Genomic DNA, 13,826 nt, shown 5'->3' with positions numbered 1-13,826 from the left:
GGGCCCGTCGAGTGTGCGGGACCCATCGTGTGTACGGGGCCCGTCGAGTATGCGGGACCCATCATGTGTACGGGGCCCGTCGAGTGTGCGGGACCCGTCGGGTGCGCGGGGCTCGTCGGGTGTGTCGGCGGTGTTTCCGGGGGAGCGATGAGTTCCGCCGGTGGGGCCGGTCTGTCCTTCCGTCATCGCCCCGGCGAACAGGCGCGCAGGACGCGCAGGAGGAGTGGCACCAGCCATGCGTATCGTGATCACCGAGTTCATCAGTCTCGACGGTGTCGTGCAGGCCCCCGGCGGACCCGAGGAGGACACCGACGGCGGCTTCCGGCACGGCGGCTGGTCGCACGCGTACTTCGACCCGGAGGTCCTCGGCGGCGTCTTCGACGCCACGCTGGAGAAGGCCGACGCGCTGCTGTACGGGCGCCGCACCTGGCAGACGATGGCCGCGGCGTGGCCCGAGCGGGCCGGGGACCCCTTCGCCGACCGGATCAACGGCCTGCCGAAGTACGTCGTCTCCGACACCCTGACCGAGTCCGACCTGACCTGGAACAACAGCCGGCTCGTCCCCGGCAGGGAGGCCGTCGCCCGCATCCGGGAGCTGCGCGCCGCCGAGGGCGGCGACCTCGCGACGATGGGCAGCCCCACCCTCGTCCGCACCCTGCTGAGTGAGGACCTGGTGGACGAGCTGCAGCTCGTCGTCATGCCGGTGATCCTGGGCGGCGGCAAGTCGATCTTCCCCGTCGACGGCGCGAAGCGCCCGTTCGAGCTGGTGCGGGCGACCACCGCGAAGTCGGGTGCCCAGGTGTGCGTCTACCACAGGGCCGGCGGGGCCTGACACGGACCCGCGCGGGGGATCGGGGGGACGAGGGGGAGTCGCCAACGGATGTCGCGGGTAGGTCCGTGGACATGAAGCTGGCGTTCTCCACCCTCGGTGTCCCCGGTCTGCCCGTGACCGACGTGCTCCGCCTCGCGACCGCGCACGGCTACCACGGCGTCGAACTGCGCGCCCACCCCGAGGAACCGGTCCACCCCGGCCTCACCCCCGAGGAACGGGTCGAGGTCGCCGCCCGGTTCAAGGCGGCCGGCGTCGAGGTCCTGAGCGTCGCGGGATACGTCAGAGTCGCCGCGCCGGGCGAGGACGGCCCCGTCGTCGACGAGATCCGCGCCCTCCTCGGCCTCGCCCGCGACCTGGGCGCCCCCTACATCCGGGTCTTCCCCGGCGGCACCCCCGAGCAGACCCCCGAGGAGGCCGACCGGGCGGCCGCCCGGCGCCTGGGCACGGCCGCCCGGTACGCCGGTGACGTCGGCGTCCGCATCCTGCTGGAGACCCACGACTCCCACCGCACCGGCGCCGACGCGATAAGGATCCTCGGCCTCGTGGGCCACCGGCAGGTGGGCGCCCTCTGGGACGTGATGCACACCTGGCTGGGCGGCGAGCAGCCCGTGGAGAGCTTCGCGGCCCTCTCCCCCCACCTCGGCTACGTCCAGGTCAAGGACATCGCCTCCGCCGAGGACACCACCCCGCTCCCCCTCGGCGAGGGCATCCTGCCGCTGGCCGACTGCGTGGAGGTCCTCTCCCGCCACGGCTGGGACGGCTGGCTCTGCTGGGAGTACGAGAAGCGCTGGTACCAGCGGGCCGCCGACCTTCCCGGCCTGCTCGGCCCCGGCCACGCCCACCTCTCCCGCCTCCTCAACGAATCGGCCTGACCGGCTCCCGGCCGGCGGACCCGCTCCCCCGGCCGGCGGATTCCTCCCGCCGGCCGCCCGGTGCCACCGCGTCCCGCTCCGGCCTCCGCTCCGTGCCCCGCCCCGGCCAGGTGACCGACGCGAGCGCCACGCCCCCCACCAGCAGCGCCGCCGCGCACCACCGCAGCGGTGTCACCGGCTCGCCGAGGAACAGGGCCGCCGACGACATCCCGAAGACCGGCACCAGCAGCGAGAACGGCGCCACCGTCGACGCGGGGTGACGGCGCAGCAGCCACCCCCAGGCCCCGAAGCCGAACACGGTGGCGCCCCAGGCCACGAACAGCAGCGCGCCCGCCCCCCGCCGGTCCAGTGAGGCCAGCGCCGCCAGGTCCCGCGAGGGGCCCTCCAGCAGCAGCGACAACGCCAGCAGCGGCAGCACCGGCACCGTGCTCACCCAGACCATGAAGTTCAGGGCGTCGTCGGGCGCGGCCCTGCGGGTCAGCACGTTCGAGACGCCCCAGCAGGCCGCCGCCGCGACGACCAGGGCGAACGCGCCCAGGGGTCCCGAGGCGCCCTCGTCGACGGCGGCGACGCCGATCCCGGCCAGGGCCACCGCCATGCCCACCAGCCGGACCCCCGCGGGCCGTTCGCCGAGCACCAGGAAGGCGATGACAGCGGTGAACACCGCCTGGATCTGCAGCACCAGGGAGGACAGCCCGGCCGGCATGCCCGCGTCCATGCCGACGAACAGCAGCCCGAACTTGGCCACCCCGAGGGCCAGCCCCACCCCCACGATCCACTTCCACGCCACCCGGGGGCGCCCGACGAAGAACACGGCCGACAGGGCCGCCGCGAGGAAGCGCAGGGCGGAGAAGAGCAGCGGCGGGAAGTGGTCGAGGCCGATCTCGATGACGACGAAGTTCACGCCCCAGACGGCGGTGACGAGAACGGCGAGCAGGACGTGGGAAGGTCGCATACGTCGAGGATCACCGGCGGAACCCTTCAGTACCAGCGACGATTCCTGCATGGTGGGATGAAGCACCGCTTACCGATCGCACCGTCCGCCGCCCGTCCCGCCCACCGCCCGCCGCCCGTCCCGCCCACCGGTCAGGAAGCCGTCATGCTCGACCTCCAGCGCCTGCGCGCCCTGCACGCCGTCTCCGTCCACGGCACCGTCGGAGCCGCCGCCGTGGCGCTCGGGTACACCTCCTCGGCCGTCTCCCAGCAGATCGCCAAGCTGGAGCGGGAGACCAGGACCGTGCTGCTGGAGCGGGAGGGCCGGGGCGTGCGCCTGACCGACGCGGCCCACCACCTCGTCGCCACCGCACAGGAGCTGCTGGCGATCGTGGAGCGGGCGGAGACCGAGCTGGAGGAGCGGCGCGGAGTGCCGTCCGGGCGGCTGACCGTCGCGGCCTTCCCGTCGGCGGCGCGCGGACTGATGCCGTCCGTACTGGCCGATCTGGCCGTGCGCCATCCCGCGCTCGACGCCCGGCTGACCGAGGTCGACCCGCACCTGTCCGTGGACCTGGTGGCCAAGGGGGCGGTCGACCTCGTCGTCGCGCACGACTGGGACATCGCACCGCTGCCCGCCCCGGCCGGCGTGGAGCAGGTGGTCGTCGGGGACGACCTGTGCGATCTGCTGGTGCCGAGCGGGCATCCGTTCGCGGAGCGCGGCACGGCGGTACGGCGGGAGGAGCTGGGCGGCGAGCGGTGGATCTGCCAGCCGCCGGGGCGGGTCTGTCACGAGTGGCTGGTGCGCACCCTCCGGACCGCCGGGCACGAGCCGGAGATCGTGCACCAGGCGGACGAGAACCCGACCCTGGTCGCCCTGGTCGCCGCCGGGCTCGGGATCGCGCTGATCCCCCGGCTCGGACGTGGTCCGCTGCCCGACGGGGTGGTGGAGGTGCCGCTCGACCCGATGCCGGTGCGGCACGTGTACGCGCTGTGGCGCACCGGCGCGGCCCGCCGTCCGGCGATCGCGGAGACGGTGCGCACCCTGCGCGCCCACTGGCCCGGCATCGCGGCCCACCGGCCCCCCGCGTCCCCTCCGTCCCCGGCGGCCGCTCGCACACCGTCCGCCCCGACCTGAGATTCCCGCCCGCACCCCGGAACCCCCGACCGCTCCGTCCCGTCCAATGCCCGGACTGCCGGACGAGTCTCCGTGGTGCGGTGTCGGCCCTCGCTGCCGGCTGCGATCGCCGACCCACCCTCTCCGCCGCACCGCGGCCGGCAGCACCGCCGTCATCGGCGCGCGCCCCCTCCCAGCGCGCCGGTGGCGGCCCCTCCCCCGTGTCGTCCGCTCACCCGTGCCGCGCACTCCCTTGACTGGCAGAAACTTCCCGGATATTGGTGGCGTCCTGGAAGTTTCCTTCAGCAGATTCCGCCGCGTACCACCTCCCAAAGGAGCGCACGTGCCCGACAGCAGCACGGGAAACACGGGAAACACAGCAGGCACGGAAAGCACGGCAGGCACCGCCCGTCCGTCCAGACGTACCGTCCTCGCCGCGACCGCGGGCGTCACCACCGCCCTCGCGGCCGGCGGCACCGCGCACGCGGCCGGCGCGCCCGCCGGCTCCCCGGGCTCCCCCGACGACAGAAAGCTCCGCGCCCTCGTCTCCCGGATGACCCTGGAGGAGAAGGTCGGCCAGCTGTTCGTGATGCGCGTCTACGGTCACTCCGCCACCGACCCCGACCAGGCGGACATCGACGCCAACCTCGAGGAGATCGGCGTGCGCACGGCCGCCGAGCTGCTCGAGAGGTACCGGGTCGGCGGCATCATCTACTTCGCCTGGGCGCACAACACCCGCGATCCGCACCAGATCGCCGGGCTCTCCAACGGCATCCAGAAGGCGTCCCTCGGCCTGCCGCGCGGGCTGCCGGTGCTCATCTCCACCGACCAGGAGCACGGCATCGTCGCCCGCGTCGGCGAGCCGGCGACCCTGTTCCCCGGGGCGATGGCGATCGGCGCGGGCGGTTCCCGCTCCGACGCGCGCACCCTGGGCCGGATCGCCGGGCGGGAACTGCGCGCCCTGGGCATCCGCCAGGACTACGCCCCGGTGGCCGACGTGAACGTCAACCCGGCCAACCCGGTCATCGGCGTACGGTCCTTCGGCTCCGAGCCGGACGCGGTGGCGGCGATGGTCGCGGCCGAGGTCTCCGGGTTCCAGCGGTCGGGGGTCGCGGCGACCGCCAAGCACTTCCCCGGGCACGGCGACACCGCCGTCGACAGCCACACCGGCTTCCCGGTGATCACCCACAGCCGTGAGCAGTGGGAGCGGCTGGACGCGCCGCCGTTCCGGGCGGCGATCGCCGCGGGCATCGACTCGATCATGACGGCCCATCTGATGGTCCCCGCGCTCGACGGCTCCGAGGACCCCGCCACCCTCTCCCGCCCCATCCTCACCGGCATCCTGCGCGAGGAACTGGGCTACGACGGGGTCGTGGTCACCGACTCCCTCGGCATGGAGGGCGTACGGACCAAGTACGGCGACGACCGGGTGCCGGTGCTGGCGCTGAAGGCGGGCGTGGACCAGCTGCTCAACCCGCCCTCCCTGGACGTGGCGTGGAACGCCGTCCTGAAGGCCGTCCGGGACGGCGAGCTCACCGAGGAGCGGCTCGACGCATCGATCCTGCGGGTGCTGCGGCTGAAGGCGAAGCTGGGCCTGTTCGAGGACCCGTACGTCAGCCGGGCGGGTGTCGACCGCACGGTCGGCACCCGGGCGCACCTGGCCGCGGCCGACCGGATCGCCGAACGGACCACCACCCTGCTGGTCAACGAGAAGAGCCTGCTGCCGCTGTCCCGGCGCAGGCAGCCGAAGCTGCTGGTGGTCGGCGCCGACCCGGCCTCCCCGTCCGGTACGACGGGTCCGCCGACCGGGGTGCTCGCCCGGGCGCTGACCGAGCTGGGCTTCACGGCCACCGCCCTGTCCACCGGGACGGCACCGTCCGCGGCGACGATCGCCGGGGCCGTGGCCGCCGCGCGGGACGCGGACGCCGTGGTCGTCGGGACGTACAACGTCTCGGCGGGCAGCAGCCAGCGGACCCTGGTCGAGCAACTCCTGGCGACCGGCCGGCCGGTGGTCGCGGTGGCGGTCCGCAACCCGTACGACGTGGCCCACCTGCCCGCCGTACCGGCGTACCTGGCGACGTACTCCTGGACCGACGTCGAACTGCGGGCGGCGGCCCGGGTGATCGCGGGCAAGGTGGAGCCGCGCGGGAAGCTGCCGGTGCCGGTGCAGCGCGCGGACGACCCGTCGACGGTGCTGTACCCCGTCGGGCACGGCCTGACGTACTGACCGGCCGACCCGTACGGAGCGGCCGACCCGTACGGGCTCGGCCCCCGTACGGAGGCGTACGGACGCGTACGGGCGCGCGGACGTAGCGCCCGTACGCCACACACCCGACACACCGTCACCGACATGCGCAAACCATCCCGTATGTCTGGCGTGACCCGCCCCGGCCGGTCACGCTGGACGGGGATTTTCGGGGGATGGTGTCGCACATGAGGAGTTCCCTGGGAGCGGTGTGCGTGCTCGCCGCCCTTGTCACGGCGCTGTCGACCGGATGTCAGAGCGCGCTCGGCGGTACCGGGGAGGACGGCCGCCCGGGCGAACCTCGGACGTCCTCCCCGGTACCGCCCACGCCCGCCCGGACCTCGGGGTTCGGGGCGGTGTTCCTCGACGTCGACGAGTGCAGTTCGTTCGGCCGGACCAGTTTCACCGAGGTGTCCTGCGACGGTGAACGGGCGGCGGCCCGGGTCGTCGCCCGCCACGACGGGACCGTGCGCGACGGGCCGCGCTGCCCGGCCACCACGGACTTCGTGCTGCACATCAGCGAGCAGCACCCCTCCTTCGACGAGGACGGCGACGGGGTGGTGCCGCGCGGCTACGCCTGCATGCGCAACCTCCAGCCGCCGCACCCGGGCGATCCCGGCGGCGGGGGCGGACCGCGCACCGTCGTCGGCGACTGCGTCTACGGGCTGCCCGACGGGAAGGTCCGCGAGACGGCCTGTGACGGCGAGGGGGAGCACAAGCCGGAGTACAAGGTGACCGAGGCCGTGGACGCCAAGTCACGGTGCCCGGCGTCCACGGCCCTCTTCGTCCGGCTCGGCGGCTCCACACCGGTGGGCTGCGCCCGCCCGGTGTGAGCCGCCTGGCGCGTCCCTACCGGCCGCGCCCCTACGGGCGCAGGGCCGGCTCGCGTTCGACGTCCCGCCGGTCCAGCTCGGCGTCGAACGCCGCCAGCGGCTTCGCCTCGGCCGGGTTCTCCCGGACCGCGGCCGGCGCGACGCCCGCCCAGTCGAGGATGCGGGCCGTCGCCAGCGCCTTCTCCTCCCCGGCCAGACCGGCCACGTTGGCGCCGTGGTTCATGCCGGGGGCGGTCAGCACGTAGGAGTCGCGCGCGCCGTGCCCGAGCCGGAACGGCTCGGCGCCCCACGGGTCGTTCTCGCCGTAGACGAACAGCATCTGCCGGGCGTGGTGCCGCACCCAGGTGTCGACGTCCCGCATGGCCCGGTGCTCGAACTTCATCGGGATCGAGCGGGGGACGAAGCTGCGGGGCGGCTGGTAGCCGTAACGGACGTACTTCTTCTCGATGTGCGGGAAGTTGACGGTCGGCGCGCCGAGCTGCGTACCGGCCTGGTAGTAGTACGGCGTGTACGGGCTGAGGCCCTGGTCGGTGTAGAACGAGAAGCCGGAGATCGTGTCGACCGAGGTCCAGATCTCGTCGTCGGTGGCGTTCTTCGCGTCCGCCGGGATCTGCTCGCAGTCCGCCACCGTGCCGTACTGCCAGAAGCCCCAGACGTAGTCGAGGACGACCGCCTCGTAGGCGCGGTCCAGGCTGCCGACGGTGTCGAAGGTGTAGCCGTCCTCGGCGGCGAGGGCCGCGTACCTCTTCACCAGCGGTGCCCGGCGCACCAGCGCCTCACGCTGCACCGCGTTCAGCCGGTCGCGGCACTCCTTGGTGCCGACCTTCGCGAAGAAGCGGTCGTAGGCGGAATCCTCCTTGTTCACCACGTCGTTGGGGGCGACGTAGGCGACGACACCGTCCATGTCGTGCGGGTGGAAACGCTCGTAGTAGGTGGCGGTCATGCCGCCCTTGGAGCCGCCGGTGGAGATCCACTTCTTGGAGTAGATCCCCTTCAGCGCCGTGAAGACGCGGTGCTGGTCGTCGGCGGCCTGCCGGATGTCCAGCTTGGACCAGTCGGCCGGCTCGGGACGGGACGGGGTGAAGAAGCGGTACTCCAGGGAGACCTGGTTGCCGTCCACGATCTGGGTGGGCTCGCTGCGGCGGGGCGTGGTCGAGACGTGGTAGCCGCCGGTGAAGAAGACGGTCGGCCGTGCGACGTCCTTGTGCAGCACGGTGATCCGCTGCTGGAACGTGCCCCGGGAGGGCCTGCGGTGGTCGACCGGCTGGGTGTAGGTGAGGACGAAGAAGCGGTAACCGGTGTACGGCTTCTCCTCGACCAGGCTCATGCCCGGTACGGAGAGCAGCCTCTCCTTGATGTCGGTGGTGCCGGTGGTGCCGATGGTGCCGGTGGCCTCCGGCTCGGCGGCGGTGGCCGCCCCGGCCGTACTCAGTGTGCCTATGAGCACCGTGAGCGCCAGCAGCCATCTGAGCGCCTTGCGCATGCGCACTCCCCTGTGAGACAGATGTGCGCCGGAAGGTAGCGGACCGACTCGCCCGAGCACCAGGGGACATGGGGGAAACCCTGTGCACGGAGGGGACAAAAACCCTACGGAGGACAGGGAGTTGGGGGTGCGAGCGGATGAGGGCCGGACCTCGGTCTCGGTCTCGGGCTCGGGCTCAGCACAGGATCCAGCCGGAGCTGACCGAGCCGCCGCCCACCCGTCCCTTCACCCAGACGCAGCGGCGGCCGGCGTGCACGGTGACCGGGCCGGCGTAGCGCGTGTAGCGGCCCTCGTCGACGACCGGCCGGCCGCCGCGCGCCCGGATGCTCACCGACATCGTCCGCCGGGTGCCGGGCTTCTTGGCGAGGGTGACGGCGCAGAGGTAGCCGCCGCGCTTGTGGACGACCACGGTGCCGGTGGAGAACGGCAGGCTGCGCACCTTGCGCCCCGCGCAGTGCCCCGCGGCCTGCGCCTCGCCCGGTGCGGCGGCGACGAGCAGCCCCGCCGCGGTCAGCACCGCCAGTCCCAGCGCGAGCCGCCGACGTATCGCTCCACCGCCCACTGCCGTTCCTCCCCCGGACCGGACCCGCACCTGCCGTACCTGACGCACTCGCCGCACCTGCCGCATCCGCCGCGCACAACGGCGTACGCGGATACGGACGCCCGGCGTACCGCGGACGGTTGCGTGGTCAGCGTCCGGCGCCGACCGGCTCCTCCGGTTCGGCCTGCCCGATGAAGGTCCGCCACAGCTCGGCGTACCGCCCGTCGCGGGCCAGCAGTTCCTCGTGGGTGCCGTCCTCCGCGATCCGGCCGCGGTCCATGACGACGACCCGGTCGGCGCGGGCGGCGGTGGTCAGCCGGTGGGCGACGACCAGCGTGGTCCGCCGCCCCGCCAGCCGGTCCGTCGCCTGGTTGACCTGCGCCTCGGTGGCCAGGTCGAGCGCGGCGGTGGCCTCGTCGAGCAGCAGGACGTCCGGGTCGACCAGTTCGGCGCGGGCCAGGGCGATCAGCTGGCGCTGTCCGGCGGAGAGGTTGCGGCCGCGTTCGGCGACCTCGTGCAGATAGCCGCCCTCCAGGGTGGCGATCATCTCGTGCGCCCCGACCGCGCGGGCCGCCGCCTCGACCTCGGCGTCGCCGGCGTCCGGGCGGCCGTAGGCGATGGCGTCGCGGATCGTGCCCGGGAAGAGGTAGGCCTCCTGCGGGACCACGCCGAGCCGGTGCCGGTAGGCGGTGAGGTCGAGGTCCCTGAGGTCGGTGCCGTCGACGGTGACCCTGCCCCCGGTGGGGTCGTAGAACCGGGCCACCAGTTTGACCAGGGTGGACTTCCCGGCGCCGGTCTCGCCGACGAACGCGACGGTCTGCCCGGCGGGGATGCGCAGGTCGATGCCGCTGAGCGCCTCCTCCTCGTCCCCGTAGGCGAAGTGCACGTCCTCGAAGGCGATCTGCCCGCGCAGGGAGGGCACGTCGAGGGGTTCCGCGGCGTCCTCGGTGGACGTCGGCTCCCGGAGCAGTTCCTGGATGCGGCCCAGGGAGACGGTCGCCTGCTGGTAGCCGTCGAAGACCTGGGAGAGCTGCTGCACCGGGGCGAAGAACAGGTCGATGTAGAGCAGGTACGCCACCAGCGTGCCGATCGCCAGCGTCCCGTTGTCGACCCTGGCCCCGCCCACGATCAGCACCACCGCCGCGGCCGACGAGGCCAGGAACTGCACGAACGGGAAGTACACCGAGATCAGCCACTGGCCCCGGATCCGGGCGGCACGGTAGTCGGCGCTGCGCTCGGTGAACCGCCGGTTGCCGTGCCCCTCGCGCCCGAAGGCCTGCACGATCCGCAGCCCGGACACCGACTCCTGGAGGTCGGCGTTGACCGTCGACACCCGTTCCCGGGCCAGTTCGTACGCCTTCACGCTGGCCCGGCGGAAGAAGAACGTGGCGACGATCAGCGGGGGCAGGGTGACGAAGACGACCAGGGCGAGCTGGAGGTCGATCGCCAGCAGGACGCCCATGATGCCGAAGAAGGTGACCACCGAGACGAACGCGGTGACCAGGCCCGTCTGCAGGAACGTCGACAGGGCGTCGATGTCGGTGGTCATCCGGGTCATGATCCGGCCGGTCAGCTCGCGCTCGTAGTAGTCGAGGCCGAGCCGCTGGAGCTGGGCGAAGATCTTCAGCCGCAGCGAGTACAGCACGCGTTCGCCGGTGCGTCCGGTCATCCGGATCTCGCCGATCTGCGCGGCCCACTGGGCGACCACGGCGAGCAGGCCGAGCAGGGCGGCCGCCCAGACCGCGCCGAGGGCGGCCCGGGTGACGCCGTCGTCGATGCCGTGCCGGATCAGCACCGGCAGCAGCAGGCCCATGCCCGCGTCCACGGCGACCAGTCCGAGGCTGATCAGCAGGGGCAGGCCGAAGCCGCGCAGCAGGCGGCGCAGGCCGTAGGACTCCTCCCGCCGGACGGCCCGGCTCTCGTCGACGTCGGGGACGTCGTTCGCCGGGGGCAGGGCCGCGACCTGGGCGAGCAGCTCGGGGGTGGCCGGGCTGTCGGCCAGGGCGGTGTCCTTGGGTTCGCGGTCGCCGGTCCACAGGCGGGGGGTGACCCCGCGTTCGGCGTCGAACTCGGCGTCCAGCTCCGCGCGGACCGAGGTGTCCTCCGGGTGGGCCTCCTGGGGCGCGGCGGGCGGGGTGTGGCCCGGGGAGACGCCGCCCAGCTCGTCGGGGTCGGTGAGCAGCCTGCGGTAGAGGGAGGAGCGCCCCTGGAGCTCGTCGTGGGTGCCGATGTCGGCGAGCCGGCCGGCGTCGAGGACGGCGATGCGGTCGGCGAGGTTGAGGGTGGAGCGGCGGTGGGCGATCAGCAGGGTCGTACGGCCCCGCATGACCTCCGCCAGCGCCTCGTGGATCTCGTGCTCGACGCGGGCATCCACGGCGGAGGTGGCGTCGTCGAGGACCAGCAGGCGCGGGTCGGTGAGGATCGCGCGGGCGAGCGCGACGCGCTGGCGCTGGCCGCCGGAGAGGGTCAGGCCGTGCTCGCCGACCGTGGTGTCGTAGCCGTCGGGCAGTTCCGTGATGAACCGGTCGGCCTGGGCCGCGCGGGCGGCGGCCACGATCTGCTCCTCGGTCGCGTCGGGGCGGCCGTAGGCGATGTTGGCGCGGACGGTGTCGGAGAAGAGGAAGGAGTCCTCCGGTACCAGTCCGATGGCGGCCCGCAGCGACTCGGTGGTCAGCTCCCGCACGTCGTGCCCGCCGACGAGGACGGCACCGCCGGTGACGTCGTAGAAGCGTGGCAGGAGCAGGGAGACGGTGGACTTGCCGGAGCCGGAGGCGCCGACGACGGCGAGGGTCTCGCCGGGACGGATCTCGAAGGAGAGGCCGTCGAGGACGGGGTGTCCGGGCTCGTAGCCGAAGGAGACGTCGTCGAACTCGACGGTCGCGGGGGCGTCGGCGGGCAGCTCCTTGGTGCCGTCGGTCAGGGACGGCTCGGTGTCGATCAGCTCCAGGACGCGTTCGGTGCCGGCGCGGGCCTGCTGCCCGACGGTGAGGACCACGGCGAGCATCCTGACCGGGCCGACGAGCTGGGCGAGGTAGGTGGAGAACGCGACGAACGTGCCCAGGGTGATGCTGCCGCGCACGGCCAGCCAGCCGCCGAGCGCGAGCATCGCCACCTGGCCGAGGGCGGGGACGGCCTGGAGGGCCGGGGTGTACCGGGAGTTCAGGCGGATGGTGCGCAGCCGCCCGGCGAACAGCCGCCGGCCGACCTCGCGCAGCTTCCCCGTCTCCTGCTCCTCCTGGCCGAAGCCCTTCACCACGCGGACACCGCCGACGGCGCCGTCGACCACGCCGGCGACGGCGGCGGCCTGGGCCTGGGCGTACCAGGTGGAGGGGTGCAGCCGGGTGCGGCTGCGTCTGGCGATCCACCACAGGGCGGGCGCGACGGCGAGGGCGACGCCCGTGAGCGGCAGCGACAGCGACGCCATGATCCCCAGGGAGATCAGGAACAGCAGGATGTTGCCGATGGTCATCGGCAGCATGAAGAGCAGGCCCTGGATCAGCTGGAGGTCGCTGGTCGCCCGCCCGACGACCTGCCCGGTGGACAGCTCGTCCTGGCGGCGGCCGTCGAGCCAGGTGATCGACCGGTACATCTCGGTGCGCAGGTCGTGCTGCACGTCGAGGGCGAGCCGGCCGCCGTAGTAGCGGCGGATGTAGGTGAGGACGTAGACGAGGAGCGCGGCGCCGATCAGGGCGCCCGCCCAGGGCATCATGGCGCGGCTGTGGTCGCCGATCACGTCGTCGATGATCACCTTGGTGATCAGCGGGACCAGCGCCATCACGGCCATGCCCCCGAGGGAGGCGCCCAGGGCCAGGACGACGTCCTTGGGATAGCGCCAGGCGTATCCGGTCAGTCGTCGTGCCCATCCCTGTTGTGGTGTCACGCGGGTGCCCTCCGGTCCGGACCTGCGATCCGATCGTCCTGATCTTCCGGAAGGCTCCAACGCCCACGGAGCCGATTTTCATCCCTCCGCACCATTCGGGCGGGGCGGCCGGTACCCGGACGGGGGCGTTCCTCCCGGAGGACGTCACGCAATCGACACGTCATGTACATTCCCGTGATCTCATGTCCATGTCACGATGCGGAGACCCTCACTCAACCCGCGTAGATCGGACACCCCCATATGCTCGCGATACGCATGCGCACCCGGCGCCGGAAAGCGGTGGCGTTCGCCACGGCCGCCGTCCTCACGGCCCTCGCCGCCCCCGCCCTGGCCGCCACCCCGGCCACGGCGACGACCGCCGAACCGGCCGTGGCGACGGTCACGGCCGGCTCGACCACGGACTACGACTCGACGTACTACAAGAACGCGGTCGGCAAGACGGGCCCCGCCCTGAAGTCCTCGCTGCACACGATCATCAGCAGCCAGACGAAGCTGTCCTACTCGGCCGTCTGGGACGCCCTGAAGGCCACCGACCAGGACCCGAACAACAGCAACAACGTGATCCTGCTGTACTCGGGGGTCTCCCGCGCCAAGTCCCTCAACGGCGGGAACGTGGGCAACTGGAATCGCGAGCACGTGTGGGCCAAGTCCCACGGAGACTTCGGCACCTCCACCGGCCCCGGCACCGACATCCACCACCTGCGCCCGACGGACGTCCAGGTCAACAGCATCCGCGGCAACAAGGACTTCGACAACGGCGGCAGCGCCGTCGCGAACGGCGGCGGCAGCCTCACCGACTCCGACTCCTTCGAGCCGCGCAACGCCGTCAAGGGCGACGTGGCCCGCATGATCCTCTACATGGCGGTCCGCTACGAGGGCGGCGACGGCTGGGCCGACCTGGAGCCCAACAACAACGTCAACAACGGCAGCAACCCGTACATGGGCAGGCTCTCCGTACTGAAGGCGTGGAACGAGCAGGACCCGCCGGACGCCTTCGAGAAGCGCCGCAACCAGGTCATCTACGACTCCTACCAGCGCAACCGCAACCCGTTCATCGACCACCCGGAGTGGGTCGAGTCGATCTGGTAGGCCT

The 13,826-nt window shown here is 72.8% G+C and carries 10 protein-coding genes; 6 read left to right on the top strand and 4 right to left on the bottom strand.

The window, feature by feature from the left end:
- The first annotated feature begins 235 nt into the window (after positions 1-235).
- Positions 236-832, top strand: a complete 597-nt coding sequence (locus tag ACTWJ9_RS21665) for a dihydrofolate reductase family protein (protein WP_443294639.1) — start codon at positions 236-238, stop codon at positions 830-832.
- A 71-nt stretch (positions 833-903) separates the two neighbouring features.
- A complete protein-coding gene (locus ACTWJ9_RS21660; protein WP_388702447.1) occupies positions 904-1,704 on the top strand; it encodes a sugar phosphate isomerase/epimerase family protein in 801 nt (266 codons plus the stop codon).
- Here ACTWJ9_RS21660 and ACTWJ9_RS21655 read toward each other — a convergent pair.
- Complete coding sequence (locus ACTWJ9_RS21655; RefSeq protein WP_443294638.1) at positions 1,688-2,659, bottom strand: EamA family transporter; 972 nt, start codon at positions 2,657-2,659, stop codon at positions 1,688-1,690. The genes ACTWJ9_RS21660 and ACTWJ9_RS21655 overlap by 17 nt on opposite strands.
- Positions 2,660-2,803: 144 nt before the next feature.
- Here ACTWJ9_RS21655 and ACTWJ9_RS21650 point away from each other — a divergent pair, with 144 nt between their 5' ends.
- From ACTWJ9_RS21650 to ACTWJ9_RS21640, 3 genes are all read left to right on the top strand, one after another.
- Positions 2,804-3,772 carry a LysR family transcriptional regulator gene (locus tag ACTWJ9_RS21650; RefSeq protein WP_388702445.1) on the top strand — a complete coding sequence of 323 codons (969 nt, stop codon included), beginning with the start codon at positions 2,804-2,806 and terminating at the stop codon, positions 3,770-3,772.
- 322 nt (positions 3,773-4,094) lie between these two features.
- Complete coding sequence (locus tag ACTWJ9_RS21645) at positions 4,095-5,978, top strand: glycoside hydrolase family 3 protein (RefSeq protein ID WP_443294637.1); 1,884 nt, start codon at positions 4,095-4,097, stop codon at positions 5,976-5,978.
- 206 nt (positions 5,979-6,184) lie between these two features.
- Positions 6,185-6,829 carry a hypothetical protein gene (locus ACTWJ9_RS21640; RefSeq protein WP_388702443.1) on the top strand — a complete coding sequence of 215 codons (645 nt, stop codon included), beginning with the start codon at positions 6,185-6,187 and terminating at the stop codon, positions 6,827-6,829.
- Between the two features lie 31 nt (positions 6,830-6,860).
- Here ACTWJ9_RS21640 and ACTWJ9_RS21635 read toward each other — a convergent pair whose 3' ends face one another.
- From ACTWJ9_RS21635 to ACTWJ9_RS21625, 3 genes are all read right to left on the bottom strand, one after another.
- Entirely contained in the window at positions 6,861-8,312 is a 1,452-nt protein-coding gene (locus ACTWJ9_RS21635; RefSeq protein ID WP_388702442.1) for a S28 family serine protease, read from the bottom strand.
- A gap of 175 nt (positions 8,313-8,487) precedes the next feature.
- Complete coding sequence (locus ACTWJ9_RS21630; RefSeq protein WP_279335889.1) at positions 8,488-8,874, bottom strand: hypothetical protein; 387 nt, start codon at positions 8,872-8,874, stop codon at positions 8,488-8,490.
- A 127-nt stretch (positions 8,875-9,001) separates the two neighbouring features.
- Positions 9,002-12,733 carry an ABC transporter ATP-binding protein gene (locus ACTWJ9_RS21625; RefSeq protein ID WP_443294636.1) on the bottom strand — a complete coding sequence of 1,244 codons (3,732 nt, stop codon included), beginning with the start codon at positions 12,731-12,733 and terminating at the stop codon, positions 9,002-9,004.
- Positions 12,734-12,973: 240 nt separating this feature from the next.
- Between ACTWJ9_RS21625 and ACTWJ9_RS21620 the strand changes: the two genes are divergently transcribed.
- Positions 12,974-13,822 carry an endonuclease I family protein gene (locus ACTWJ9_RS21620; protein WP_443294635.1) on the top strand — a complete coding sequence of 283 codons (849 nt, stop codon included), beginning with the start codon at positions 12,974-12,976 and terminating at the stop codon, positions 13,820-13,822.
- Positions 13,823-13,826 lie beyond the last annotated feature (4 nt).

This window comes from Streptomyces sp. GDS52 (assembly GCF_052246875.1).
GTDB lineage: Bacteria > Actinomycetota > Actinomycetes > Streptomycetales > Streptomycetaceae > Streptomyces > Streptomyces cathayae.
The sequence above is the reverse complement of the archived record's forward strand: the minus strand, read 5'-3'. Positions and strand labels throughout refer to the sequence as shown.